The organism is Shinella zoogloeoides (genome assembly GCF_033705735.1).
Classification (GTDB): Bacteria; Pseudomonadota; Alphaproteobacteria; order Rhizobiales; family Rhizobiaceae; genus Shinella; species Shinella zoogloeoides_A.
Genome location: NZ_CP131131.1, coordinates 914,112 through 938,076, shown reverse-complemented (window position 1 = coordinate 938,076; position 23,965 = coordinate 914,112). Strand labels below are relative to the sequence as shown.

The 23,965-nt window shown below is 64.9% G+C and carries 23 protein-coding genes and 1 pseudogene; 17 read left to right on the top strand and 7 right to left on the bottom strand.

What is annotated here, in order from left to right; genetic code table 11:
• Positions 1 to 10: 10 nt before the first annotated feature.
• Entirely contained in the window at positions 11 to 637 is a 627-nt protein-coding gene (locus tag ShzoTeo12_RS22100; RefSeq protein ID WP_318914310.1) for a TetR/AcrR family transcriptional regulator, read from the bottom strand.
• Positions 638 to 765: 128 nt separating this feature from the next.
• Here ShzoTeo12_RS22100 and ShzoTeo12_RS22095 point away from each other — a divergent pair, with 128 nt between their 5' ends.
• From ShzoTeo12_RS22095 to ShzoTeo12_RS22055, 8 genes are all read left to right on the top strand, one after another.
• Complete coding sequence (locus tag ShzoTeo12_RS22095; protein WP_318914309.1) at positions 766 to 1,842, top strand: spermidine/putrescine ABC transporter substrate-binding protein; 1,077 nt, start codon at positions 766 to 768, stop codon at positions 1,840 to 1,842.
• Positions 1,843 to 2,061: 219 nt separating this feature from the next.
• A complete protein-coding gene (locus ShzoTeo12_RS22090; RefSeq protein ID WP_318914308.1) occupies positions 2,062 to 2,925 on the top strand; it encodes an ABC transporter permease in 864 nt (287 codons plus the stop codon).
• A gap of 3 nt (positions 2,926 to 2,928) precedes the next feature.
• Positions 2,929 to 3,717: an ABC transporter permease gene (locus ShzoTeo12_RS22085; protein ID WP_242224735.1), complete on the top strand. Its 789-nt coding sequence runs from the start codon at positions 2,929 to 2,931 to the stop codon at positions 3,715 to 3,717.
• Entirely contained in the window at positions 3,714 to 4,799 is a 1,086-nt protein-coding gene (locus tag ShzoTeo12_RS28305) for an ABC transporter ATP-binding protein (RefSeq protein WP_413251193.1), read from the top strand. Before ShzoTeo12_RS22085 ends, ShzoTeo12_RS28305 begins: the two co-directional genes overlap by 4 nt.
• A gap of 5 nt (positions 4,800 to 4,804) precedes the next feature.
• Entirely contained in the window at positions 4,805 to 5,533 is a 729-nt protein-coding gene (locus ShzoTeo12_RS22070; protein WP_318914307.1) for an MBL fold metallo-hydrolase, read from the top strand.
• 12 nt (positions 5,534 to 5,545) lie between these two features.
• Positions 5,546 to 6,979: an aldehyde dehydrogenase family protein gene (locus tag ShzoTeo12_RS22065; RefSeq protein ID WP_318914306.1), complete on the top strand. Its 1,434-nt coding sequence runs from the start codon at positions 5,546 to 5,548 to the stop codon at positions 6,977 to 6,979.
• 168 nt (positions 6,980 to 7,147) lie between these two features.
• Complete coding sequence (gene pncB / locus ShzoTeo12_RS22060) at positions 7,148 to 8,452, top strand: nicotinate phosphoribosyltransferase (protein ID WP_318914305.1); 1,305 nt, start codon at positions 7,148 to 7,150, stop codon at positions 8,450 to 8,452.
• A gap of 44 nt (positions 8,453 to 8,496) precedes the next feature.
• Positions 8,497 to 9,204, top strand: a complete 708-nt coding sequence (locus ShzoTeo12_RS22055; RefSeq protein ID WP_318914304.1) for a glutathione S-transferase — start codon at positions 8,497 to 8,499, stop codon at positions 9,202 to 9,204.
• Positions 9,205 to 9,213: 9 nt separating this feature from the next.
• On the opposite strand, the gene ShzoTeo12_RS22050 is transcribed toward ShzoTeo12_RS22055, so the two are convergent.
• Both ShzoTeo12_RS22050 and ShzoTeo12_RS22045 read right to left on the bottom strand, forming a co-directional pair.
• The gene (locus ShzoTeo12_RS22050; protein ID WP_119255826.1) at positions 9,214 to 9,678 is read right to left on the bottom strand and encodes an RrF2 family transcriptional regulator; all 465 of its coding nucleotides are present in this window, start codon (positions 9,676 to 9,678) and stop codon (positions 9,214 to 9,216) included.
• A gap of 385 nt (positions 9,679 to 10,063) precedes the next feature.
• Complete coding sequence (locus ShzoTeo12_RS22045) at positions 10,064 to 10,252, bottom strand: KGG domain-containing protein (RefSeq protein ID WP_318914303.1); 189 nt, start codon at positions 10,250 to 10,252, stop codon at positions 10,064 to 10,066.
• A gap of 294 nt (positions 10,253 to 10,546) precedes the next feature.
• On the opposite strand from ShzoTeo12_RS22045, the gene tauA reads away from it, so the two are divergent.
• From tauA to ShzoTeo12_RS22030, 3 genes are all read left to right on the top strand, one after another.
• The gene (gene tauA / locus ShzoTeo12_RS22040; protein WP_318914302.1) at positions 10,547 to 11,551 is read left to right on the top strand and encodes a taurine ABC transporter substrate-binding protein; all 1,005 of its coding nucleotides are present in this window, start codon (positions 10,547 to 10,549) and stop codon (positions 11,549 to 11,551) included.
• 89 nt (positions 11,552 to 11,640) lie between these two features.
• Positions 11,641 to 12,447 carry an ABC transporter ATP-binding protein gene (locus tag ShzoTeo12_RS22035; RefSeq protein ID WP_318914301.1) on the top strand — a complete coding sequence of 269 codons (807 nt, stop codon included), beginning with the start codon at positions 11,641 to 11,643 and terminating at the stop codon, positions 12,445 to 12,447.
• Positions 12,444 to 13,286 (top strand): ABC transporter permease subunit, encoded by an 843-nt coding sequence (locus ShzoTeo12_RS22030; protein ID WP_318914300.1) that lies wholly within the window; start codon positions 12,444 to 12,446, stop codon positions 13,284 to 13,286. The genes ShzoTeo12_RS22035 and ShzoTeo12_RS22030 overlap by 4 nt, the downstream gene beginning before the upstream one ends.
• 93 nt (positions 13,287 to 13,379) lie before the next feature.
• Here ShzoTeo12_RS22030 and ShzoTeo12_RS22025 read toward each other — a convergent pair whose 3' ends face one another.
• Positions 13,380 to 14,243, bottom strand: a complete 864-nt coding sequence (locus tag ShzoTeo12_RS22025; RefSeq protein WP_318914299.1) for a MurR/RpiR family transcriptional regulator — start codon at positions 14,241 to 14,243, stop codon at positions 13,380 to 13,382.
• 235 nt (positions 14,244 to 14,478) lie between these two features.
• On the opposite strand from ShzoTeo12_RS22025, the gene ShzoTeo12_RS22020 reads away from it, so the two are divergent.
• Complete coding sequence (locus tag ShzoTeo12_RS22020; RefSeq protein ID WP_318914298.1) at positions 14,479 to 15,960, top strand: M81 family metallopeptidase; 1,482 nt, start codon at positions 14,479 to 14,481, stop codon at positions 15,958 to 15,960.
• Between the two features lie 33 nt (positions 15,961 to 15,993).
• Here ShzoTeo12_RS22020 and ShzoTeo12_RS22015 read toward each other — a convergent pair whose 3' ends face one another.
• The gene (locus ShzoTeo12_RS22015) at positions 15,994 to 17,403 is read right to left on the bottom strand and encodes an FAD-binding oxidoreductase (RefSeq protein ID WP_318914297.1); all 1,410 of its coding nucleotides are present in this window, start codon (positions 17,401 to 17,403) and stop codon (positions 15,994 to 15,996) included.
• A gap of 107 nt (positions 17,404 to 17,510) precedes the next feature.
• Between ShzoTeo12_RS22015 and ShzoTeo12_RS22010 the strand changes: the two genes are divergently transcribed.
• The gene (locus tag ShzoTeo12_RS22010) at positions 17,511 to 18,413 is read left to right on the top strand and encodes a LysR substrate-binding domain-containing protein (protein WP_318914296.1); all 903 of its coding nucleotides are present in this window, start codon (positions 17,511 to 17,513) and stop codon (positions 18,411 to 18,413) included.
• 22 nt (positions 18,414 to 18,435) lie between these two features.
• Here ShzoTeo12_RS22010 and ShzoTeo12_RS22005 read toward each other — a convergent pair whose 3' ends face one another.
• Positions 18,436 to 18,909 carry a VOC family protein gene (locus tag ShzoTeo12_RS22005; RefSeq protein WP_119255835.1) on the bottom strand — a complete coding sequence of 158 codons (474 nt, stop codon included), beginning with the start codon at positions 18,907 to 18,909 and terminating at the stop codon, positions 18,436 to 18,438.
• A gap of 326 nt (positions 18,910 to 19,235) precedes the next feature.
• Here ShzoTeo12_RS22005 and ShzoTeo12_RS28300 point away from each other — a divergent pair.
• From ShzoTeo12_RS28300 to ShzoTeo12_RS21985, 3 genes and pseudogenes are all read left to right on the top strand, one after another.
• Positions 19,236 to 19,705, top strand: a pseudogene (locus ShzoTeo12_RS28300) (cyclophilin-like fold protein).
• A gap of 17 nt (positions 19,706 to 19,722) precedes the next feature.
• Positions 19,723 to 20,118 (top strand): cupin domain-containing protein, encoded by a 396-nt coding sequence (locus ShzoTeo12_RS21990; RefSeq protein WP_318914294.1) that lies wholly within the window; start codon positions 19,723 to 19,725, stop codon positions 20,116 to 20,118.
• Positions 20,119 to 20,146: 28 nt separating this feature from the next.
• The gene (locus tag ShzoTeo12_RS21985) at positions 20,147 to 21,166 is read left to right on the top strand and encodes a zinc-dependent alcohol dehydrogenase family protein (RefSeq protein WP_318914293.1); all 1,020 of its coding nucleotides are present in this window, start codon (positions 20,147 to 20,149) and stop codon (positions 21,164 to 21,166) included.
• A 63-nt stretch (positions 21,167 to 21,229) separates the two neighbouring features.
• Here ShzoTeo12_RS21985 and ShzoTeo12_RS21980 read toward each other — a convergent pair whose 3' ends face one another.
• Positions 21,230 to 23,245 carry a putative bifunctional diguanylate cyclase/phosphodiesterase gene (locus tag ShzoTeo12_RS21980; protein ID WP_318914292.1) on the bottom strand — a complete coding sequence of 672 codons (2,016 nt, stop codon included), beginning with the start codon at positions 23,243 to 23,245 and terminating at the stop codon, positions 21,230 to 21,232.
• A gap of 209 nt (positions 23,246 to 23,454) precedes the next feature.
• Between ShzoTeo12_RS21980 and ShzoTeo12_RS21975 the strand changes: the two genes are divergently transcribed.
• Positions 23,455 to 23,964 (top strand): hypothetical protein, encoded by a 510-nt coding sequence (locus ShzoTeo12_RS21975; protein ID WP_119255840.1) that lies wholly within the window; start codon positions 23,455 to 23,457, stop codon positions 23,962 to 23,964.
• Position 23,965: the final 1 nt, after the last annotated feature.

Genomic DNA, 23,965 nt, shown 5'->3' with positions numbered 1-23,965 from the left:
TTTTCCGGGGTCAGACGATCTTGACGGTGCTGATGAGGGCGGCGATGGGCGCGTGCTGGGCCTCGACACGCGCCTTCAGCTCTTCGAGCGGCATGGTATCGACCTTGCAGAACTCGATGAACATCATGTTGAGGTTGTTGAAGAAGACCTCGCCCATGGCCTTGGCATCGACGGCCGCATGCACGACGCCGCGCGCCTGCAGCGTCTCGACGAGCCGCACCACCTGGGCGGAAAGCTGGCCGTCGAGCTCGGTATAGCGGCGGGAAAGCGGGGTTTCGGGTTGCTGGATGGAGATCGCCATCGCCGTGCGCCACATCTCCTTGGAGAGATAGACGAGGGAGTGGTCGTAATACTGCGCGATCAGCGTGCGCAGCGCCTCGGCGACATTGAGCGGGGGGCTCGCGACGATGCGCGCGCCGCCTTCCAGCACCTCGCTCACTTCCATCGCGACGGTGGCGACGAGGATGTCGCCCTTGTTCTGGTAGTAGTTGTAGAGCGTGCCGACGGAGACCTCGGCCATCTCCGCGATGACCTCGATGCGGGCGTTGTCGTAGCCCTCGCGGCGAAACAGCGTGGCCGCGGCATCGAGGATGCGGCGCGTCTTGTCCGCCTTCTGTTTTGCCCGCAATCCGGCCATCGGCCCCTCCGCTGAATCTCTTCAAAAATGAGATTGACTTAAAAAATGAACTCGTTCAATCTTTTTCTCAAGGCGCCATGACGAGCGCCATCCGCAAGGCCACGCGCCTTCAGCCAGAGGGAAAGACGATGACGAAACCCGTTTCCGGCGGCCTTGCCCGCCGCATGCTTCTTGCCACCGCCGCCACCATTGCCCTTTCGCCCGCCGGCGCGATGGCGCAGGACGAGCTGAACGCCCTCGTCTGGTGCGACCACACCGACCCGGCGCTGGTCGAGCCCTTCGAGAAGGCCAACAACGTCAAGGTGAACCTCAAGGAATACGAGGGCACGGGCGCGGCGATCTCGATCATCGAACAATCCCGCCCGGGCGACTGGGACGTGCTGGTCATCGACGCCGTCGACGTGCCGCGCGCCATCGACATGGAGATTCTCGGCGAAATGCCGGCCGACAAGCTGCCGCTTGGCGACCTCTTCCCCGAGGTGCGCATGGACGCGACGACGACCCGCGACGGCAAGGTCTACGCCGTCACGGAGAAGTTCGGCTACAACACGATTTCCTACGACAAGACGAAGGTCGACCCGGCAGACATGGAAGACCTCTCGGTCATGTGGTCGGACAAGTACAAGGGCCGTATCGCGCTCTATGACTACTACCTGCCCATGGTCGGCCTGACGGGTGTCGCCATCGGCAAGAAGACGGCGGACCTCAAGCAGGACGACCTGCCGGCGATCAAGGAAAAGCTCTTCGAGATGAAGAAGGTCTCCCGCCAGGTGAGCGACGTCGTCGCCTCGCAGACGGCGCTGGCGACCGGCGAAGTGGATATCGTCGTCGGTGGCGGCGAATGGCTGACGGCTGGGCTCTCGGCGGAAAAGCCGAATCTCGACTGGACGATCCCCAAGCAGGGTGCGCTGCGCTGGGCGCAGTCGATCGGCGTGTTCAAGAACTCCGAAAAGCAGGATCTGGCGCTGAAATTCGTGCAGTATATCGTGAGCCCCGAAGGACAGGCGCGGCTTGCCACGTCCTCGTGCTACTGGGCGATGCCTTCGAATGCCAAGGCAGGCGAGCACCTGACCGACCAGCAGAAGACGGCGCTGCGCTGGGACAAGCAGCCGGAATACCTGAAGAATTCGCAGCTCTATCCGGTGGCGGATGCCGACATGGATGCGGCAATGCAGGATGTCTGGACGGAAATGCTGCAGCAGTGAGGTTTGTGGCGTGACGCCACGCCCGCGTATTGTTTCATAAGGCTGCCCCTCACCCTAACCCTCTCCCCGCAAGCGGGGAGAGGGGACGTACCCCACGAACGGGATTTGTTTGAGGAAACCGGCAAGGCATATCCCTTCTCCCCGCTTGCGGGGAGAAGGTGGCCGGCAGGCCGGATGAGGGGCAGGCGCCAGCCTAGGGCGCGAACGGAGAACCACCCCATGACCGCCACAGCCCTCGAACGCGCGGAGCGCCGCAAGGCATGGGCCTTTGCCCTGCCGGGGCTGCTTTGGACCGCGCTGTTCTTCCTCGTGCCCTTCGCCTACATGGTGGCGATCAGCTTCTGGACGCGGCAGGGGCGCGAGATCGTCGCGACCTGGACGCTCGACAATTACGTCGCCTTCTTCGCCAAGGCGCATTTCTTCAAGGGGCTGATGGTCTCGCTGGAGATCACGGCGACGGTCACCGTCATCTCGGTGCTGCTCGCCTATCCGCTCGCCTGGATCATCGCCGAGCGGGTGCCGAAGAAATGGCAGCGCTTCGCCCTCGTCATGGCGATCCTGCCCTTCTGGACCTCCTATGTGGTGCGCTCCTATTCCTGGCTGCTGGTGCTCTCCAAGGGCGGCGTCGTCAACCAGGCGCTGCTCTCAATCGGCATCATCGCCGAACCGCTGGAGCTTTCGGCCAACCGCACCGGCACCGTGATCGGCTTCGTGCATTTCTTCGTCATGCTTTTGACGCTGACGATCTACGCCAACCTCATCCAGCTTTCGCCGAACTACCGCCGCGCGGCGGCGGATCTCGGGGCGAACGCCTTCCAGACCTTCTGGCATGTCGTGCTGCCGCTGACGCTGCCGGGCATCATGGTCGGCGCGTTCCTGACCTTCGTGCTTTGCATCGGCGACTACATCACGCCGCAGATCCTCGGCGGCAACAACGAGTTGGTGCTGCCGCAGGTCATCATGCTGCAGCTCGGGCGACGGGCGGACTTCCCGATGGCCGCGGCGCTCTCGCTGGTGCTGATGGTGGTCGTCACGCTCGCCTATATCGCCTGCGCGCGCTGGCTGAAGATGGAAAGGACCTGATCCATGCGGCACCTTTCCACCGCGCTCGCCGCGCTCTATGCCGGCCTCATCTATCTCTTCATCTTCCTGCCTGTCGTCGTGCTGGTGCTCTTCTCCTTCCAGGACGGCACCCTGCCCGTGCCGCCGCTGAACGGGCTGACGCTGCGCTGGTACGAGGCGGTGTTCTCCGACGGCAAGCTGATGGCCGCGCTCGGCAATTCGCTGCTGGTGGCGGTGATTTCATCGGCGGTCGCGTGCATCCTCGGCTTCCTCGCCGCCTACGCCTTCGCCCGCTATACGCTGCCGGCCTCCGCGCTTCTGCGCGGCCTCATCGTCGCGCCGATGACCGTCAGCACGCTGATCATCGGCCTCGGCCTCCTCTCCATGCTGAACGTGACGGGCATGCGGCTTTCGCTCGTGACGGTCGGCATCGGCCATGTGGTGATCAACCTGCCGCTCTGCTTCGCCATCATCTACGCCTCGATGGGCGGGCATCAGGTCAATATCGAGCGGGCGGCGCGCGACCTCGGAGCGAAGGACTGGCAGGTCATGCTGCTCGTCACCGCGCCCATGCTGCTGCCGTCGATCCTTGCCGCCTTCTTCCTCTCCGTCACCTTCAGCTGGGACGAGTTCATCGTCGCCTTCCTGCTGTCGCGCTTCGACGTGACGCTGCCGGTCGAGATCTGGAGCATGCTGCGCTCCGGCCTCGACCCCAAGACCAACGCCATCGGCAGCGTCGTCTTCCTCATCTCCGTCGTGTTCCTCATCCTCATGGAACTGACGGTCTTCAGAAAAACCGGGAAATCCTCATGACCGCCGACGTTTCCATCAAGAACGCCACCAAGGACTTCGGCGCGTTCCGGGCGCTCGACGATGTCTCGCTCGATATCGCGGCCGGCGAGTTCATCGTGCTGCTCGGCCCGTCGGGCTGCGGCAAGACCACGCTGCTCTCCATTCTCGGCGGCTTCATCGAGCCGACGTCCGGCACGGTTTCCATCGGCGGGCGCGACATGACATATGTCTCGCCCGCCAAGCGGCCGACCACCACCATGTTCCAGGACTATGCGCTCTTCCCGCATATGTGCCTGCGCGACAATGTCGGCTTCGGCCTGCGCATGCGCGGCATGGGCAAGGCGGAGCGCTACGAGAAGGCCTTCTCCTATCTCGATCTCGTCGGCCTGAGGGCGTCGTCCGCCAAGAAGCCGCATGAGCTTTCGGGCGGCCAGCGCCAGCGCGTGGCGCTCGCCCGCGCTCTGGCGGTCGATCCCGACGTGCTGCTGCTCGACGAGCCGCTCGGCGCGCTGGACCTGAAGCTGCGCCGACAGATGCAGGACGAATTGAAGGCGATCCAGAAGCGCGTCGGCACGACCTTCGTGCATGTCACCCACGACCAGGAGGAGGCGATGGCGATCGCCGACCGCATCGTCGTGATGAACAAGGGCCGCATCGAGGATGTCGGCACGCCAGCCTCGATCTACATGCGCCCGCGCTCACTGTTTTCCGCCGGCTTCATGGGCGAGGCCAATTTCCTGCTGGCGAAGGTCGTGCGCACCGCCGCCGGCGAAGCCGAGCTGGAGACCGCGCTGGGCCGCGCCGTACTGCCTGCTTCCACCTTCGTTTCCGGCTTCCCCATTGCCGGAAGCGATGTGACGCTCTGCATTCGCCCGGAGCATTTCCGGTCCGCAAATGCCGATGTGCCCACCCTCTCGCTCGGCCACGGCCGCATCACCGGCAGCGCCTTTTTCGGCACGCATCATCGCTGCCATGTCGCGGCCAACGGCGCGACGCTCACCGCCCATCTGCCGCAGACCGAGACGCCGGAAGTCGGCGCCGAGCTTGACCTGCGGCTGAAGGCGGATAGCATCGTCGTGCTTCAGGACGGGGCGGGAGTTTAGAATCGATGCGACGCATCCGGCCGGAGGATTGGTACAGCGTTCGTCGCCTCGATGACGACGTGACCTATATCTGCGAGCCCTATATCCAGGAATTCTATCGCTGCAACGTCTGGCACATCCGCGGGCGCGACCGCGACATGCTGGTCGATAGCGGCATGGGCGTCGTCTCGCTCAGGCAATGGGTGCCGCTCGTCACGGAGCGCGACCTGATCGCGGTGGCGAGCCATACGCATTTCGACCATATCGGCTGCCACCACGAATTCGAGTGCCGCGCGGTGCATTCGGCCGAGGCCGGCCTTCTCGCCAATCCGACGCGGGAGAACACGCTGGCCGACCCTTACGTCACCGACGAGATCTTCGACGCGCTGCCGCCCGAGCCCTATTGCTCGAAATGCTACGCCGTGAAGAAGGCGCCCGCGACGCGCATCCTTGAAGATGGCGACATGATCGATCTCGGCGACCGCCAGTTCGAGGTCGTCCATACGCCGGGCCACTCCCCAGGGGGTATTGCGCTCTACGAGAAGGCAACCGAAATTCTCTTCTCGGGCGACATCATCTACGATGGCCCGCTGATCGAGGACACTTACCACTCCGACCTGACGGACTATATCGCCTCGATGGAACGGCTCCTGACCCTGCCGGTGCGGCTGGTGCATGGTGGCCATTTTCCAAGCTTCGGCGGGGAACGCTATCGCCAGCTCATAAGAGGCTGGCTCGACGAAAAACAGAAGTGACGGGAGAAAAGCATGCTCGACAAGCGCAAATTCTACATCGACGGCCAGTGGGTCGATCCGCTGAAGCCCAATGACCTCCAGGTCATCAACCCGGCAACGGAAAAGCCGGTCGCGGTCATCACCATGGGCACCGCCGCCGATATCGACCGCGCCGTCGCCGCCGCCAGGAAGGCTTTTGCGACCTACAGCCAGACCAGCGTGGACGAGCGCCTTGCTCTGCTCGAAAAGCTGCTGGAGATCTACAAGCGCCGCTATGACGAGATGGCCCGCACCATCACGCTCGAACTCGGCGCGCCGATCAGCATGAGCACCGAGCAGCAGGCGGATGTCGGCGTCGGCCACCTGCAGGGCTTCATCGATGCGCTGAAGCGCCTCAAGAGCCGCGAAGTGCTGCCGAACGGCGACGTCGTGCGCCGCGAGCCCATCGGCGTCTGCGGCCTCATCACGCCCTGGAACTGGCCGATCAACCAGATCGCGCTGAAGGTGGTTCCGGCGCTGGCGACGGGCTCGACCTGCGTGCTGAAGCCCTCTGAATTCACGCCGCTCAACGCCATGCTCTATGCCGAGATGGTGGACGAGGCCGGCTTCCCGGCGGGCACGTTCAACCTCGTCAACGGCGACGGCATCGAATGCGGCGCGGCGCTCTCGAAGCACAAGGACGTCGATATGATGTCGTTCACCGGCTCCACCCGCGCCGGCATCGCCGTCAGCAAGGATGCGGCAGACACGGTCAAGCGCGTGACGCTGGAACTGGGCGGCAAGTCGCCCAACATCGTCTTCGCCGACGCCGACCTGGAAGACCGCGTCGCCGGCAGCGTGCTGGAATGCTTCAACAATTCCGGCCAGTCCTGCGACGCGCCGACCCGCATGCTCGTCGAGCGCTCGGTCTATGACAAGGTGGTCGAGATCGCCGAGCGCACCGGCAAGGAAGCGACCGTCGGCAATCCGGAAGAGGAAGGCGGCCATATCGGCCCGCTCGTCTCGCACATCCAGTTCGGCCGCGTGCAGGCGCTGATCGAGGCGGGCGTTGCCGAAGGCGCGCGGCTTCTCGTCGGCGGCCCTGGCAAGCCCGACGGCTTCGAGACCGGCTATTTCGTCAAGCCGACGATCTTCGCCGATGTGAACAACAACATGCGCATCGCGCGTGAAGAAGTGTTCGGCCCGGTTCTCGCGATCATCCCCTTCGACACGGAAGAGGAAGCCATCGCGATCGCCAACGACACCGCCTATGGCCTTGCCGCCTATGTGCAGACGGGCAATCCCGACCGCGCCGAGCGCGTCGCCGCCCGCCTTCGCGCCGGCATGGTGCACATCAATGGCGGCCCGCACCGCTACGGCAGCCCCTTCGGCGGCTTCAAGCAGTCCGGCAACGGCCGCGAAGGCGGCATGTTCGGCCTCGAGGACTTCCTTGAAGTGAAGACGGTACACCGGCCGGACGCGGCCTGACCGGCACTCGATACGAACGGCCCGGAGATATCTCCGGGCCGTTTTCCTTTGCACATCCGGCGGATGAAGCGGCCTGCGGCTTGCAATCGGGGCCTCGATCAACGAGGTTGGCGCGAACCCGCCGGTCCCTCCCAGCCGGCAAGCCCAGTCCCATCGCCAGGAGCCGGCATGGCCGTCAACGATATCGCGACCCGCACCTACGATCACAATTTCCGCCTCGACCCGATCGTCCGCAGCCTGCTCGATACGGACTTTTACAAGCTGCTGATGCTCCAGATGATCGGGCAGCTCCATCCGGACGTGAATGCCACCTTCTCGCTGATCAACCGCACGACGAGCGTGCGGCTCGCCGACATCATCGACGAAGGCGAGCTTCGCGCCCAGCTCGACCATGCCCGCGGCATACGCTTCACCAAGAAGGAGCTGATCTGGCTCGCCGGCAACAGCATCTACGGCAAGGCGCGCATGTTCGGGCCGGATTTCATCGCCTGGCTCTCGACCTTCCAGCTGCCGGAATACGAGCTGCGCAAGGTCGACGGCCAGTACGAGCTGCATTTCGACGGGCCGTGGACGCACACGACCATGTGGGAAATCCCGGCCCTTGCCATCATCAACGAGTTGAAGTCGCGCGCGGCGATGCGCGATCGCGGTCGCTTCGCGCTCGACGTGCTCTATGCCCGCGCCAAGGCGCGGCTATGGGAAAAGGTGGAGCGGCTGCGCCAGTTGCCGGACCTCGTCATCTCCGACTTCGGCACCCGCCGCCGGCACGGCTTCCTGTGGCAGCGCTGGTGCGTGGACGCCCTCAAGGAAGGGCTCGGTGACCGCTTCATCGGCACGTCCAACGTGCTCCTCGCCATGGATGCCGATCTCGAGGCCATCGGCACCAATGCGCATGAGCTGCCGATGGTCGCCGCCGCGCTCGCCGAAGGCGACGACGCGCTCGCCCACGCGCCCTACCAAGTGCTGGAAGAGTGGCGGCAACATTATAACGGTAACCTCCTCATCGCCCTGCCCGACGCCTTCGGCACCACCGCCTTCCTCGCCAATGCACCGGACTGGGTGGCGGACTGGACGGGCTTCCGCCCGGACAGCGCGCCGCCGATCGAAGGCGGCGAGCAGATCATCGACTGGTGGCGCGCCAAGGGACGCGACCCGCGCGAAAAGCTGCTGATCTTCTCCGACGGCATGGATGTCGACACCATCGAGGAAACCTACCGGCACTTCCACGGCCGCGTGCGCATGAGCTTCGGCTGGGGCACCAACCTCACCAACGACTTCCGCGGTTGCGATCCCGATGGCGGCCACGGGCTCGATCCAATCTCGCTGGTCTGCAAGGTGACGAGCGCCAACGGCCGCCCCGCGGTCAAGCTCTCCGACAATCCGGTCAAGGCGACCGGCGATCCGGCGGAAATCGCCCGCTATCGCCGCGTCTTCGGCGTGACCGAGCAGACGGCGCGGCCAGTCGAGGTCTGAGGCGACCAGGTGGAACCGAAAGCTCGCTGCCGCATTTCTGCGCCATGACCTACGAACTCTACTACTGGACCGGCATCCAGGGCCGCGGCGAATATGCCCGCCTGGCGCTGGAGGCGGCCGGGGCGCCCTACCGCGACGTGGCGCGGAAGGAAGGCGACCATGTGATCGCGGAGGTCGGCAGGACGCTTGCGACGCCGTCCTTCGCCCCGCCCTTCCTGAAAGACGGTTCGCTCGTCGTCGGACAGGTGGCGGTGATCCTTCTCTATCTCGGCGACCGGCTGGACCTCGCGCCGAAGGACGAGCGCCTTCGGCTATGGACGCATCAGATCCAGCTCACCATCGCCGATTTCGTGCTGGAGGGGCACGACGTACACCACCCCATCGGCGCGGGGCGATATTACGAGGAGCAAAAGCCGGAATCGCTTCGGCGGGCGGAGGAATTCCGCAAGGAACGCGTTCCCAAGTTCCTCGACTGGTTCGAGACGATCCTCGCGCGCAACCCCGAAGGGCCGGCGCATCTGGTCGGCAACCATCTCACCTATGCGGATCTTTCGCTTTTCCAGGCGATGAGCGGCCTGACCTATGCCTTTCCGAACCTCATGAAGCGGCTCGGACCGAAATACGGCAAGATCGACGCGGTCTGCAAAAGGGTGGAGAAATTGCCGAGGATCGCGGCCTATCTTGCCAGCGACAGGCGCCTTGCGCCCAACGAGAGCGACCTCTTTCGCCACTATCCCGAACTGGATCCGTAAGGCAGCGGGTCAGCCGACCCGCTTTTCCAGTTCCTCTTCCTCGATCATCGCGGCCGCGCCCGGCACGGCGACGAACTGTTCGAGCGTCATCGTATCGAGGATGGAGGCGATGGCGTCGCGCACCTCGGTCATGGCGCGCCGGACCTGACAGCCTTCCGGATCGGCGCAGTCCTCGCAGGCCTCATAGGCCGTGCGGCTTGCGCAGCGGATCGGCGCCAGCGGCCCGTCGAGGACGCGGATGGCGTGGCCGATGCGGATTTCCGAGGCGGGATGGGACAGGGAATAGCCGCCGCCCGGTCCCTTCTTCGAGCGCAGCATGCCGGCATTGCGCAGTTCAAGAAGGATGGTGTCGAGAAACTTCTTCGGAATGTTGTTGCGCAGCGCGATCTCGCTGACGAAAGCCGTTTCGCCCGGGGCGAGGCGCGCCAGGTCGACCAGCGCCTTCAACCCGTATTTTCCCTTTTTCGTCAGCATTTCGGCCTGCTTTCCATCGGCATGTGCGGCAGCGTGGACGCACGCTGGCGCCCGGCGATTTCATCCGTCGTCTTCGGGAAGATCGATCGGCTCACCCATGACGGGTGATTCCGGCTCATTCTAGGCACCGAAGTGCGAAAAACATATAAAAACGGTATAATTTATCAGAGCGGCAAATACCAAGGAATTTCAGCTCCCAGACCGCCGTTTTCCGGCCGTTTTGGCCTTGAACGTGCCCAATAGGCATCATTTTCGATGCCTTCCGGCGGCAAATGGCTTTCATCTGCGGCGTAGCGCCGCTTTTCGCATCGATTCGCGCCGGGTTGGGCACACAGGCGTCAAAAGGCCCGCCACCTTGCGGCGGCGGACCCTCTGGAGTTGAAGGTTAGTGCTTGCCGCCCTTGCGGCCGGCTTCCGAGGCCCGTTCGCGGTCTTCCGCGAAGTTGCCCTTGCCGCCGCGCTGACCGTCGTTCTGGTCGTGCTTGCCGGAGGCCTCGACCTTGCGATCCTCGTTCTTGTGGCTCTGCTGGCCAGCCTTCACATGCTGTTCATGGGTTCCGCCTTGGTTCGGCATAATGCTTCTCCTGGGTTTCAAATGCAGGCGTTCATTCGCTTGCGCGGAGTCAACCGAAACGGAGGGCGGTCGTTCCCCGCTGAAACATATCGTGATGCAGATCCGGCCGATCTCACCGGCACGCAGAGAGCGGCCCGGGGAGTCGTCATTTCGATCCTTCCGCCGGAAACGCAAAAGCGATTGCCGCACGGCCGGTAAATTGAGGCGAAAATTTCTCTACTAAATTTATTGATTATATAGCCTTTAGAAACCGGCCGCAGAGATTTCGGGCGACGGCAACTTGAGGAGAGGACCATGACCATTACCCGCAGAGCCCTGCTCGCCGCGACCGCCGCCCTTGCCATGGCGGCTTCCCTCGGCGCGGCGCATGCCGCGGACGTGACGCTCAACATCGGCTACCAGCCGATCGTCGAGCCGTCCCGCGTTCCGCAGGCCGACGGCACCTATGAGAAGGCGACCGGCGCGAAGATCAACTGGCAGAAATTCGACGGCGGCGCGGACGTGATCGCCGCCATCGCCTCGGGCTCGCTCGATATCGGCTATGTCGGCTCCTCGCCACTTGCCGCCGCCGCCAGCCGTGAGCTGCCCATCGAGACGATCTTCGTCGTCGGCCTCATCAGCGAGGCGGAAGCGCTCGCGGTGAAATCCATCGACAAGCCGGAGGACCTTGCCGGCAAGAAGATCGCGACGCCCTTCGTCTCGACCGCCCATTACAGCCTGCTGACCGCGCTGAAGCACTGGAACGTCGATCCGAAATCGGTCGAGATCCTCAACCTGCGCCCGCCGGAAATCGCGGCGGCCTGGGAACGCGGTGACATCGACGGTGCCTATGTCTGGGATCCGGTGCTCGCCCAGCTGAAGAAGGGCGGAAAGGTCCTGGCGACCTCCGCCGACGTCGCGGATTGGGGCGGACCGACCTTCGACGCCTGGATCGTCAGCAAGAAATTCGCCGAGGAACACCCGGACGTGGTGACCGCCTTCGTCAAGGTGACGGGCGATGCGACGGCCGCCTATCGCGCCGATCCCGACGCCTGGAACGCCACCTCGCCGGAAGCCGAGAAGATCGCCCGCCTCACCGGCGCCAAGCAGGAGGAGGTGCCGGCGCTGCTCAAGGGCTACATCTTCCCGACGCTCGAAGAACAGGCCGGCGAAAAGCTGCTCGGCGGCGGCACGGTGAAGGCGGTCGCCGACACCTCGGCCTTCCTGCTGGAACAGGGCAAGATCCCCGCGGCCCTTTCCGACTATTCGCCCTACGTCTCCACCCGCTGGGTGACGGACGCGACGAAGCTTGCCTACTGACGCCTGAATCCCTGCGGCCGACGGGCCCGGTGGCGCGAAAGTGCCGCCGGGCCATCACCCGACACCACGGAACCACCCCTGGAGGGCCCATGAGCATCCTGACATTCCGCAACGTCGCGCTGCGCTACCCGGCAAGGCCGGGCCGGGGCGGCGCGGGCGAAAAGCTGGTCCTCGACGGCATCAACCTGCAGGTCGCTTCGGACGAGCTGGTCGCCATCATCGGGCGCTCCGGCTCGGGCAAGACGAGCCTGCTCAACCTTGCGGCCGGCTTCATCGCGCCGAGCGCCGGCACCATCGCGCTCGACGGCGAGCCGGTGCGCGGCCCCGGCGCCGACCGCGCGGTCGTCTTCCAGGACGATGCGCTCTATCCCTGGCTCGATGCGCGCGACAACATCGCCTTCCCGCTCAAGCTGAGGGGCATTCCGCTTGCCGAGCGCCGGGCGCGGGCCGATGCGCTTCTTGCCCGCGTCGGGCTTGCGGAGGCCGGCGACCGGCGCATCTGGGAGCTTTCCGGCGGCATGCGCCAGCGCGTCGGCATCGCGCGGGCGCTGGCGGCGGAGCCGCGCTTCCTCCTGCTCGACGAACCGCTCGGCGCGCTGGACGCGCTGACCCGAACCCGCATGCAGGAATTCCTCCTGCGCATAAAGGCCGAAAGCGGCGCGGGCGCCATCCTCATCACGCACAGCATCGAGGAGGCCCTGCTGCTCGGCACGCGCATCGTCGTGCTCTCGCCCAATCCGGGACGCCTGACGGCCGAGATCGAGGCGGGCTTCAATGCGGAGGTGCTGAACGGCGCCTCGGTATCCGCCGTGAAGGCCTCGCCGCTCTTCAAACGCATGCATGCCGGCCTCACCGGCCTCATCCATTCCGGCGCAGACGAGGAGCTTGCCGCATGACCCTCTCCACCGATGTCACGTCCCTGCCCGAGGTTCCGGCGAAGGACCCGCCCTGCGAGCGCGCCGAGCGGCGACCGCTGCCCGTCGCGGCCATCTCCGCGATCACCGTCGCCGTGCTCGTCGGGCTCTGGGCGCTGGCCGCCGCCCATGCGCTGGTCTCGCCGGTCTTCCTGCCCTCGCCCCGGCAGGTGGTGGTCGCGATCTACAATCTCGTCGTCACCGGTTTCGTCGATGCGACGCTCGCCGAGCATCTCGGCGCCAGCCTCACCCGCATCTTCGGCGCGCTCGCCGCCTCCATCGCGATCGGCATCCCGGCTGGCCTTGCCATCGGCACGAGCCGGATCGGCCGCGGCATCCTCGACCCGGTGGTGGAGTTCTTGCGCCCGCTGCCGCCGCTGGCCTATCTGCCGCTCATCATCATCTGGGTCGGCATCGGCGAGGCCTCGAAGATCACCGTCATCGCGCTTTCCATGCTGCCCTCGATCATCCTGTCCACATCGGCCGGCGTGCGCGGCGTCTCGAAGGACCATGTCAACGCCGCCCGTTCCCTCGGCGCGAGCCGGCGGCAGGTTTTGTCCGACGTGGTGCTGCCGAGCGCGGTCCCCTCGATCCTGACCGGCATCCGCATCGCGCTCGGCGCGGGCTGGACGACACTGGTGGCGGCCGAACTCGTCGCAGCGACGAGCGGCATCGGCTTCATGATCCAGTCGGCCGCGCAGTTCCTCGTCACCGATGTCGTGATCGCCGGCATCGTCGTCATCGCACTGGTGGCGATCCTGCTGGAAGCCATCGCGCGCCAGATCGAGCGGCGGCTCGTGCCCTGGGCCTCGCACCGCTGAGATTTTAGAGCATTTCTGCTTTTCTTCGAATCGCAAAAACGTTCTAACGCAATTCCGGACGCAAAACCGCTTCACACTTTTGCTGGAATTGCTCTAATCGCCGAGTGGCTGGCGGTCGTCGCCGTCGCGGTGGCTGACGAGCTCTTCCTTGATGGCACGTAGGGTCTTCAGCGCCTTCGGCCTGTCGGCATAGGCGACGAGGTTCGCCAGCATGTCGACGACGGCGAGATAGGCATAGCGCGTCGAGGTCGGTCGGAAGATGTTGGTCCCCTCCGGCAGGTCGACCGCAATCACCACATCCGCCGCTTCGGCGACCGGCGAACGGCTCTGGGTGACGACGACGGTGGGAATGCCACGCTGCCTCGACAGGTCGAGGCAGTGGACGAGGGCCGTGTCGCGCCCCGTGAAGGACGAGGCGAAGACCACCGTACCCGGCCGGGCGGCGGCGGAAAGCATCGCATTCATGTTGTGATCGTTCGAGGCAGAAATGCGGCAGCCGAGCCGGAACAGCCGGTTGTGCAGCTCGTTAACCACCATCGACGAATTGCCGCTTGCCCCGAAGGCGAGGATGAAATCCGCGCCGCGCAACAGGCCCGCCGCCTTTTCGAGCGCGGCAAGGTCGATCTGGCGGTGCAACTGGTAAAGCGCGGCCTGCGCATTCGCCAGCACGTCGTCGGCGACCTCCTGCGGCGTTTCGGTCAGGACTTCCGGCCGGACATAACGCAGGCCGACGGAGGCCAGCCGCGCGAGCTGCACCTTGAAATCCGGAAAGCCCTTGCATCCGAGCCGCCGGCAGAACCGCGTCACGGTCGGCGGCGAGACGCCGGCCCGCCCGGCAAGCTCGCCGATGGAGGCATGCATGACGAAATCGACATTCTCCAGCACGAAATCCGCAAGCGTCCGGTCCAGCCCCGAAAGGCCGCCCTCCTCGTCCGTCAATGCATGAAAGAGGTCCATCCGTGCTCCGCCGGCAAGGCCGCCCTCGCCTTCCTGAAAATGAATTTCACGTGCCAAACGGTCATAGCACAGGCAGAAACCGCATCAATACGACGCCATGCGTGAAATTCAATTTCCTATCTCGGCATTTTCGCCATCCATCCTCACAGAAATCTCTTGCAAAGAGTCGCATGATTGAAAATAAATAACAAGAAAAGCCGGCGGAGGCTGGCGCCATTCATCGGGACCCGTCACCATGCGCATCTTCACGGCCTCGCTTGCCACCGAGACCAACACCTTCTCCCCGGTGCCGACGGACATGAATGCCTTCAAGGCTGCCTTCTATGCCGGCCCGGGCGAGCATCCGGATACGCCGACGCTCTGCTCTTCCGTCGTGCCGATCCTGCGCCGGCGCGGGCGGGCGGAGGATTTCACCGTCATCGAGGGCACGTCCTGCTGGGCCGAGCCCGCCGGCCTCATCCAGCGCCAGACCTACGAGACGTTGCGCGACCGGATCGTCGGCGAGCTCGAAGCCGCGCTGCCGGTCGATGCCGTCGTGCTCGGCCTGCACGGCGCGATGGTGGCGCAGGGCTATGACGATCCGGAAGGAGACTTCCTGTCGCGCATCCGCGCGCTTGTCGGGCCGGATGTGCTGATCGCCGTGGAATTCGACCCGCACAGCCACCTCACCGCAAAGCGTGTCGCCAATCTCGATATCATGGCCGCCTTCCTCGAATTTCCGCATACGGATTTCGAGGAGCGCGGCGAGCATGTCGTGGAACTCGCACTGCGCACCCTGAAGGGCGAGATCAGGCCCGTCATCTCCACATTCGACTGCCGCATGATCACCATCTATCCGACGAGCCGCGAGCCGATGCGCTCCTTCGTCGACCGGCTGAAGGCCATGGAGGGCAAGGACGGCGTGCTGTCGATTTCCGTCATCCACGGCTTCATGGCGGGGGACGTGCCGGAAATGGGCACACGCATCGTCGTCGTCACGGATGCCGACAGGGCGAAGGGCGATGCGCTGGCGGAAAGGCTCGGCCATGAGCTCTACCGCCTGCGCCGGGAGACGGCCATGCCGATGCTGGACACGGAGGCCGGCCTCGACCGGGCGCTCGCGGTTCGCGCCGCGCAGCCGGACCGCCCCGTCGTCATCGCCGATGTCTGGGACAATCCCGGCGGCGGGGTGGCGGGGGATGCGACCTTCATCCTGCGCCGGATGATCGAGCGTGGCTTCGAGAATGTCGCGGTGGCGACGATCTGGGACCCGATCGCCGTGTCCTTCTGCCATGCGGCCGGGCAAGGGGCGGAACTGGCGCTACGCTTCGGCGGCAAGTCGGGGCCGGAGGGCGGCGAGCCGCTCGACCTTCTCGTCACGGTGGAGGGCATCTTCGAGGCGGGCTGGCAGAGCTTCCGCAACAGCCGCGTGACGCTCGGCAGCACGGCGGTGGTGCGCCCGGTCGGCACGACCATCGACATCGTGCTGATCACCAGCCGCACCCAGACCTACGAGCCCGACATCTTCTCCAACCAGGGCGTTGATTTCACCGGCAAGGCCTTCCTGCTGGTGAAGTCGACTAATCACTTCCACGCCGGCTTCCAGCCGGTCTCCTCCGAGATCGTCTATATCGCGGCCCCGACCTCCTATCCGACGGACCCGGCGACCACGCCCTACCGAAAGGCCCGGCTCGATATCTGGCCGCGCATCACCGATCCGCTGGGCCTGGAGAGCTAGCCTGCGGGTCATCCGGTCGTTCGACGCCGAAGGTCATTCCGGCCGGTCGGCCATGGTGGGCGCGATGTTCTGGTTCAGCGAGAACAGGTTCGAAGGGTCGTACTTGTCCTTCAGTTCGACGAGCCTCCGGTAGTTGGACCCATAGGCAGCCTTGACGCGCTCCGGTCCTTCGTCTCCGAGATTGTTGACGTAAACCGCACCCGTCGAGAAGGGACGAACGGCGGTCCATACGTCGCGCACCCAGGCGAGGTTTTCGCCATCCGCAGCCGGGTCGTCCCATATCGCGATGGGGAAGCAGTCGAACTCGGCATCCCGGCCGGCATAGGCGGTCGCGGCAACGGGAACGCGGGAGATTGCGCCTCCAACCTGCTGCAGGACAAGGAGGGCATTGTCGCCCGGCGCTTTCCTGTAGGCATCGAGGAACGCGTCGATCATGTCCGCGGTAAGCTCGCGCATGAACTGGGCCTTCCACGAATAGCGGCGGCCACGCGGAAACACCGCGTCGCCTGCCGACTGCACGGCGAGATAGGGCGTCGGCTCGACATGCGCGCTGACGGATTTTCCCTGCGCATAGGCGAAAAGCGGTGCGATGTCTTTCGCCGCCTGTGTCGGGACGCCGGAATGGAAGACGGAGATCGAGAACAGCCGTTCGCCCGCCGACGTGAACAGCGCGGCATCGAGGCTGAGTTCGTCCGGCGCATTCCGGGCGAATGCGTCATAGAATTTCAAGGCTTCCCGCGCCCTTGCCTCCGGGAAGACGACACTGCCGGCAAGAACCGTGGTGCCGATGGCATGAAGGCGATAATCGAAGCGGGTGACGATCCCGAAATTGCCGCCACCGCCCCGCAGCCCCCAGAAGAGATCGGGGTTCTCGTCGGCGCTCGCATGGAGCACCCTGCCATCGGCTGTCACGACCTGTGCCGAAAGGAGGTTGTCGCAGGCGAGCCCGAAGCGCCGGCCGAGCTTGCCGAAGCCACCGCCCAATGTGAGGCCCGCAATGCCGGTATCGCCGTTGACACCCATGGTCGTCGCGAGGCCGCAGGCTTGCGTGGCCCTATCGAATTCGGCGAGCGTCAGTCCCGCTTCGGCCGAAGCAAAGAGGCGGCTATCCTCCACCAGCCTGTTCTTCATCCGCGAGAGGTCGATGACGAGCCCACCCTCGCAGACCGACTTTCCCGCAACATTGTGTCCGCCGCTGCGCACGGAAATCGACAGGCCACTCTCCCGTGCCGCGGCAAGCGCCGCGACCACGTCCTGCGCGCAGGCGCAATAGGCAATGGCAGCGGGCCGCTTGTCGACAAGACCATTCCAGACTTGCCGTGCGTATTCGTAGGCAGGATCTGCCCGGAGAACCAGCTCGCCGCGAAGTGCGCGGCGCAGCCGGGTTTGCTCTCGCAGGCTCATTTCCACAGTTGCGGCAGGCTCCAGGGCGTCGGCTTTCATTTCGGCTCTCCCATCCTTGGCTCGACGGACGCTCTCACGGGAGGCGAACATTAGCAAAATTAAAGAAATCAGGTGATGGATGAAATGAATTCATCTATGATCGCACCATGAGGAAACTGCCGCCCCTCAACGCATTGCGAGCCTTCGAAAGCGCCGCCCGGCACCTGAGCTTCCGGCTGGCGGCGGTCGAACTCGGCGTCACGCCCACCGCCATCAGCCATCAGATCCGTCTGCTGGAGGATATCTGCGCCCAGCCGCTTTTTTTCCGACGGCCGCGTCCCCTTCGCCTGACCGAAGCAGGGAACATGCTGTTTCCCGTGCTACGCGGCGGCTTCGACTCCTTCACCGCGGCGTTTGCGGCGCTCTGCGAGACGCCGCACCAGATCCTGCACGTCACCACGCCGAATGCCTTCGCAAGCCGGTGGCTCGTACCGCGTCTCCCCCTGTGGCAGGAGGCCCAGCCCGAGATCGCGCTCGAAATCATCGGTACGGACCGAACCCTGAGCCTCGAAGGCGGCGAGGCGGACGTCGCGATCCGCTATTCGCGCAGCATGCCGGATGATTGCGCCGGGCAGGAGCTGTTGCGCGACACCTATTTTCCGGTCTGCCGGCCCCATCTGCTTCCCGCGGGAAAACCGCTCGCCACGCCGCGCGACATCTATCGCCTGCCGCGCATCCACTATGACTGGATGAAAATCGATCCCGAGACCCCGACCTGGCGCCACTGGTGGAGCAAGGCGCGCGCGCTGGAACCGGGGCTGCCGCATGACGCGGAGACCTGCCGGCTCAGCTTCCGCGAGGAGGCACACGCCATTGCCGCGGTGCTGGCCGGTCAGGGCGTGGCGATCTGCAGCGATGTCGTCCTCGCGCCGGAGTTCGAGGCGGGCGAGGTGGTGAAGGCGCACGAACTCTCGCTGCCGGGTCTCGGTTACTATCTCCTGCACCGGCCTGACCATCCCCGCAAACGCGTGATCGCGCTGTTTGCCGAGTGGCTGCGCAGCGTCGTCTGAAGCGCTGCCGCGGGGCGGGCCTTCAGCCGCGCCGGGCGGCTGCAATCGCGGCGACGTCGATCTTCTTCATCGTCATCATGGCACTGAAGGCGCGCTTCGCCTCTCCGCCCCCCGCCGCCATCGCCTCCATCAGGACACGCGGTGTGATCTGCCAGGAGATACCCCACCTGTCCTTGCACCAGCCGCATTCGCTTTCCTGCCCGCCATTGCCGACGATGGCATTCCAGTAGCGGTCCGTCTCTTCCTGGTCTTCAGTGGAAATCTGGAAGGAAAATGCCTCCGAATGCTTGAAGATCGGCCCGCCGTTGAGCCCGAGGCAGGGGATGCCGGCAACCGTGAATTCGACCATCAGCACATCGCCCTCCTTGCCGGAGGGGTAGTCACCCGGCGCACGGTAGACACCGGTGACCGCACTGTCGGGAAAGACCTGCGCATAAAAGCGTGCGGCGTCTTCCGCGTCCTTGTCGTACCAGATGCAAACAGCGTTCTTTGACATTGTCGGTTCCTTTCGCTCGGTTCGTTGCCAGCGGCCTCCGGCACGGGTTGAGACCTCCCCCATTGCCGGATCCTCTCGGTCAGAGGACGAACAAGGTCGCCACGTTCCGACAGCCCCCATGAAAAAATCCCGACCCGGATCGTCCCGCTCAAAGCGACCACCGGCTCATTCGCCATCCATCAGCCGGATTATGGGCGTCTGCGTTAAGTTAGGGCTGGCCTCGTGGTTGAACAGCCCCGGATCCGCCTCCGCCACCATGCGGAACCGCAGAAATTCGTTGAAATTCCCCGCGCATCCAGCCCCGATTTCGCCTCGCCACCGCATTTATGGTCTCCATCGATAAGTTCAAACGAAATCAAACGGCTAATCAACCCAATCGCCTGCTGCTACCTAAGATGCATCACCAGCCGCCCGATCCGCATCCATGCAGGAAAAACCGCATCATGAAGATTCGCATCGCCTTTGCCGGCCGGACGCTGATCGCCGCGCTGGAGGACAATTCCTCCGTCCGCGACTTCGCATCCATGCTCCCGCTCCATGATCTCCAGATCGACGATTATGCCCATAACGAGAAGATCGCCTACCTGCCGCGCAAGCTCACCGAAGCGGGCGGCGGCCGCTTTTCCGGCGAGCGCCCCGGCGACGTCTGCTACTATGCCCCTGGGGTAACCTCGCCCTCTTCTACGGCGAATACCAATGGTCGCGCGGCCTGATCCGGCTCGGCCGTATCGACGGCAGCTTCGAACCCTTGCTGGCGCGGGGAAAATTCCCGCTTCAGATCGACGTCATCCGATAACAGACAGGAGAATGACCATGGATATCTCACGCGCAGGATCGCGCTCATCCGCCAAGGGGCCGGAAGCATGGTTCACCGGCACGGTGCGCATCGACCCGCTCTTCAATCCCTTCGACGCCGAACGGGTGCAGGGCGCGCAGGTGACGTTCGAGCCGGGGGCAAGGACGGCGTGGCACACGCATCCGCTCGGTCAGACCCTTCTTATCGTTTCCGGCCTCGGCCGGGTGCAGCGCGAAGGCGGCCCGGTGGAGGAGATCCGGCCCGGCGACGTGGTCTGGTTCGCCCCCGGCGAACGGCACTGGCACGGCGCGGCGCCGGATGTCGCCATGACCCATATCGCGCTCCAGGAGGTCAAGGACGGCAAGGTCGTCGACTGGCTGGAACATGTCACGGACACCGAATACGGCGCCTGAGACAGGCGCAACGCGAAAGGAATACCCCATGCTTGGAACAGTGCTTTACAGCCCCGGCGACATCCGCTGCGAAGAGGTGGCGGAGCCGGAAATCCTCCAGCCCACCGACGCCATCCTGAAACTTGCCGCCACCTGCATCTGCGGCTCGGACCTCTGGCCCTATCGCGGGCTGCAACCGCTGAACGGCCCCATGCATATGGGCCATGAATATTGCGGCGTGGTGGTCGAGGTGGGCAGCGCGGTGACGACCGTCAGGCCCGGCCAGTTCGTCGTCGGCTCCTTCTGCTGCTCGGACAATACCTGCCCGCATTGCCGCTTCGGCTTCCCGTCCTCCTGCGAGAACCGTGAATTCATGACGCGGGCGCAGGCGCCGCTGCTGCGCGTGCCGCTTGCCGACGGAACCCTCGTCGCGACGCCCTATATGCCGGACGAAGACCTGATCCCGAGCCTGCTTGCGGTCTCCGACGTGCTCGGCACAGGCTGGTACGCGGCGGATGCCGCGCGCGTGCAGCCGGGCGGCACGGCCGTCGTCGTCGGCGATGGCGCGGTCGGCCTGATGGGCGTTCTGGCCGCAAGGCAGATGGGCGCCGAAAAGATCATCGCGATGAGCCGCCACAAGAGCCGGCAGGACCTCGCCCTCGAATTCGGCGCGACGCACATCGTCTCCGAGCGCGGCGACGAGGGCGTCGCCCGCATCAGGGACCTGACGGACGGTGTCGGCGCTGAATCGGTGCTGGAATGCGTCGGCACGCAGGAATCGATGTCGCAGGCAATCGCCTCCGCCCGCCCCGGCGGCTCGGTCGGCTTCGTCGGTGTGCCGCATGGTGTGGAGATCGACGGCCAGCAACTGTTCTTCGCTCAGAAGAACCTGCTCGGCGGCCCGGCCCCCGTGCGCCGCTTCCTGCCGGACCTGATCGAGCTGGTCATGACCCGCAAGATCAACCCCGGCAAGGTCTTCGACCTGGAACTACCTCTGCAGGATGTCGCCGAAGGCTACCGCGCCATGGACGAGCGGCGCGCGATCAAGACCCTGCTGCGCCTCTCGTGAACCGCGACCGGGAGCCCTGTTGCTGCAAGGGCTCCCATCCGCGGCGTCCCTCGCGAGACGCCGTCATCCGCAGAGCAGGAGGTGGTGCTCCGACATCGGGCGGGGCCGGCCGTAAAGGAAACCCTGCGCCTCGCGGCATCCTTCCGCCCGCAGGAAATCCGCCTGCTCCTGCCGCTCGACGCCTTCCGCCACCACCGACATGCCGAGACTGTCGGCAAGCAGGATCGTCGCCTTGACGATGGCCGCGGAGACGGCGTTGGTCGTCACGTTCTCGATGAAGGAGCGGTCCATCTTGACCTTGTCGAAGGGGAAAACCTGCAATGTCGACAGCGACGAATAACCGGTTCCGAAATCGTCCATGGCGATAGTGACGCCGAGCGCCTTCAGCCGTCGAATGACGTGGAGCGTGCGCGCCTGGTCCTCGATAAGGCTCGCTTCGGTGATCTCCAGTTCGAGACGAGCGGCGGAAAGCCCGCAGGACAGCAGGATTTCGTGAATGTCCCCGGCGATATCCGTCTGCGCGAGCTGGGCGGCCGCTATATTGACGGCCACCCGGTGGGTGACGTTCCAGCCAGCCGCGTCCGCACAGGCTGTCCGCAGGACCCATTCACCGATCGGCACGATCAGCCCCGTCTCCTCGGCGATCGGAATGAATTCGGACGGCGATACCAGGCCCCGTTCGCGGTGCCGCCAGCGCAGCAAGGCCTCATAGCCTGTTACTGCGCCGGTGCGCAGGTCCAGCTGGGGCTGGTAATGAAGCTCCAGTTCTTCCCGCTCGACGGCATGGCGCAGCTCCATGGCAAGCGCGCTGCGCGCGCGACGGCCCTCGTCCATCGACGGTTCGTAATAGCGGACCGCATTTCCCGCCGCGCGCTTGGCACGATACATCGCGTGATCCGCCCGGCAGATCAGGTCTTCCTCGCTCGCCGCATCGGCCGGGCAGAGGCTGATCCCCACGCTCACCCCGACGGACAAGGCGTCCGCGCCGCGTATGACGGGTTGGAGGACGCAATCGACGAGGCGCTGGACGAACGCGTCGATGTCGCTCCGGCCTTGGACAGGATGCTTCACCGCGATGAACTCGTCTCCGCCGACGCGCGCGACGAATTCACCGTTGCCCATCCGCAATGCGAAGCGTCGGGCGAGCGTCTGCAACAGGTAATCCCCCGCATGGTGGCCGTGGACGTCGTTGATCTCCTTGAAGCGGTCGAGATCGATGACGACGACGGCAGCCTGCCCGCCCTGCTCACCGATCCGTTTCACGACGAGGGGCAGATGTTCCGACAGGTAGGCGCGGTTCGGAAGACCCGTCAACGGGTCGTGCCGGGCCGCATGGCGGAAGTTTTCGATGAGGTCGCGCTGATAACGCGTGTCCATGACATAGAAAATCAGCCCCGCGACCATCGCCATCGTCAACAGGACGAGCACGGCGAGAAGCTCGTTGGAAATGGTATGCGACGCGGAGGGGGCAAGCGGGTCGGGCACGATCGTCGCCGCACCCATGCCCGTGAAATGCATGGCGCAGATCGCAAGCACCAGCGTGAACACTGCCGTAACGCGGCTCGCACGCGAACGTTTCCGCGCCAGGAGATGGGCCGTCAGGGTTCCGAAGCCGAGGGCAAAGAAAGCCGAGGCTGCGACAAGCCCGCCGTCCCACACAATATGGGCGGAACCTTCCAGCCCCGCCATCCCGGTGAAATGCATGGCAAGGATGCCGATGCCCGCGACGATGCCGCCGGCCTCGGCGGGCAGCCAGCGGGGCGGTTCGACCGTCAGGCAGAAGCCGCCGGCGGTGAAGGCGATGGCGATCAGCAGGGATCCGACCGTCATCAGGGGATCGAATGTATGCGCCATGGGAATCTGGAAGCCCAGCATGGCGATGAAATGCGTCGTCCAGATCGCCGCACCGCCGGCGATGCCGGAAAGAACGATCCACCAGAGCCGCCGCCCGGCGGGCAGGCGGCCGGCGCGGTCGAACAATCGCACGGTCATTACGGAGGCGATGATGCAAATGACGGCTGCCGCGACGACGAAGGTGTAGTCGTGCTCATAGGCCAGGCAGGAAACGACTCTCAACATGGACAGGTCTCAGACTGCATATGCAATCTATGGTAAGGGGAAGAATCGTAATAAATCCTGAAGTTCATCCCTGAAATTCAACCGATGCCTTGATATATCGGGATGCAGCGGCGGCTCTCGATGCCGAGCGGACACGGCACCCTCCGCCGGAGGGAACTTCGTGCAGGTTCGATGGTTGTATGGCCTTGAAACCGGTTCGGAGAAAGGCGATGCGTCACGTCAATGCGGGATGTCTCATCTGCTGCGCCGCGGCGCTGCTTTTCACGCCGGCCCAGGCCAGCGAGGCGCAGTTCCTCGGTGGACTGAAAGGTCAGTATGTCGGCAAGGGGCAGGTGAGGCTCCGCACCAACCGGCAGCCGATCAATATAAGCTGCACCTTCACCTCTACCACGTCGCCGAGTTCCCTCTCGCTCAAGGGGCGCTGCCGTGGCCTGCTCGTCGTATCGCGCGCGGTAGGTGTCGACCTCAAGGCCTCGGGCGGAACCTATCGCGGCTCCTATATCGGCGCGGGCTCTGGCCCCGCCTCGCTTTCCGGCCGGCGAAAGGGCAACAGCCTCGCCCTCACCATCCAGTGGGCAAAGCCGATAAACGGCGACCGCCGCGCCAGCCTCACCGTCGCGCAGACCGGCGCGCGGGGGTTGAAGCTCACCACCTCCGACCGCGACCCCGCCTCGGGAAAGACCGTCGTCACCAGCCAGATAACGCTTCAACGCCAATGAC

What these genes read in the sequence shown, in the direction of transcription:
- ShzoTeo12_RS22100 (WP_318914310.1), bottom strand. Translation starts at nt 637, where the DNA reads ATGGCCGGATTGCGGGCAAAACAGAAGGCGGACAAGACGCGCCGCATC.
- ShzoTeo12_RS22095 (WP_318914309.1), top strand. Translation starts at nt 766, where the DNA reads ATGACGAAACCCGTTTCCGGCGGCCTTGCCCGCCGCATGCTTCTTGCC.
- ShzoTeo12_RS22090 (WP_318914308.1), top strand. Translation starts at nt 2,062, where the DNA reads ATGACCGCCACAGCCCTCGAACGCGCGGAGCGCCGCAAGGCATGGGCC.
- ShzoTeo12_RS22085 (WP_242224735.1), top strand. Translation starts at nt 2,929, where the DNA reads ATGCGGCACCTTTCCACCGCGCTCGCCGCGCTCTATGCCGGCCTCATC.
- ShzoTeo12_RS28305 (WP_413251193.1), top strand. Translation starts at nt 3,714, where the DNA reads ATGACCGCCGACGTTTCCATCAAGAACGCCACCAAGGACTTCGGCGCG.
- ShzoTeo12_RS22070 (WP_318914307.1), top strand. Translation starts at nt 4,805, where the DNA reads ATGCGACGCATCCGGCCGGAGGATTGGTACAGCGTTCGTCGCCTCGAT.
- ShzoTeo12_RS22065 (WP_318914306.1), top strand. Translation starts at nt 5,546, where the DNA reads ATGCTCGACAAGCGCAAATTCTACATCGACGGCCAGTGGGTCGATCCG.
- pncB (WP_318914305.1), top strand. Translation starts at nt 7,148, where the DNA reads ATGGCCGTCAACGATATCGCGACCCGCACCTACGATCACAATTTCCGC.
- ShzoTeo12_RS22055 (WP_318914304.1), top strand. Translation starts at nt 8,497, where the DNA reads ATGACCTACGAACTCTACTACTGGACCGGCATCCAGGGCCGCGGCGAA.
- ShzoTeo12_RS22050 (WP_119255826.1), bottom strand. Translation starts at nt 9,678, where the DNA reads ATGCTGACGAAAAAGGGAAAATACGGGTTGAAGGCGCTGGTCGACCTG.
- ShzoTeo12_RS22045 (WP_318914303.1), bottom strand. Translation starts at nt 10,252, where the DNA reads ATGCCGAACCAAGGCGGAACCCATGAACAGCATGTGAAGGCTGGCCAG.
- tauA (WP_318914302.1), top strand. Translation starts at nt 10,547, where the DNA reads ATGACCATTACCCGCAGAGCCCTGCTCGCCGCGACCGCCGCCCTTGCC.
- ShzoTeo12_RS22035 (WP_318914301.1), top strand. Translation starts at nt 11,641, where the DNA reads ATGAGCATCCTGACATTCCGCAACGTCGCGCTGCGCTACCCGGCAAGG.
- ShzoTeo12_RS22030 (WP_318914300.1), top strand. Translation starts at nt 12,444, where the DNA reads ATGACCCTCTCCACCGATGTCACGTCCCTGCCCGAGGTTCCGGCGAAG.
- ShzoTeo12_RS22025 (WP_318914299.1), bottom strand. Translation starts at nt 14,243, where the DNA reads ATGGACCTCTTTCATGCATTGACGGACGAGGAGGGCGGCCTTTCGGGG.
- ShzoTeo12_RS22020 (WP_318914298.1), top strand. Translation starts at nt 14,479, where the DNA reads ATGCGCATCTTCACGGCCTCGCTTGCCACCGAGACCAACACCTTCTCC.
- ShzoTeo12_RS22015 (WP_318914297.1), bottom strand. Translation starts at nt 17,403, where the DNA reads ATGAAAGCCGACGCCCTGGAGCCTGCCGCAACTGTGGAAATGAGCCTG.
- ShzoTeo12_RS22010 (WP_318914296.1), top strand. Translation starts at nt 17,511, where the DNA reads ATGAGGAAACTGCCGCCCCTCAACGCATTGCGAGCCTTCGAAAGCGCC.
- ShzoTeo12_RS22005 (WP_119255835.1), bottom strand. Translation starts at nt 18,909, where the DNA reads ATGTCAAAGAACGCTGTTTGCATCTGGTACGACAAGGACGCGGAAGAC.
- ShzoTeo12_RS21990 (WP_318914294.1), top strand. Translation starts at nt 19,723, where the DNA reads ATGGATATCTCACGCGCAGGATCGCGCTCATCCGCCAAGGGGCCGGAA.
- ShzoTeo12_RS21985 (WP_318914293.1), top strand. Translation starts at nt 20,147, where the DNA reads ATGCTTGGAACAGTGCTTTACAGCCCCGGCGACATCCGCTGCGAAGAG.
- ShzoTeo12_RS21980 (WP_318914292.1), bottom strand. Translation starts at nt 23,245, where the DNA reads ATGTTGAGAGTCGTTTCCTGCCTGGCCTATGAGCACGACTACACCTTC.
- ShzoTeo12_RS21975 (WP_119255840.1), top strand. Translation starts at nt 23,455, where the DNA reads ATGCGTCACGTCAATGCGGGATGTCTCATCTGCTGCGCCGCGGCGCTG.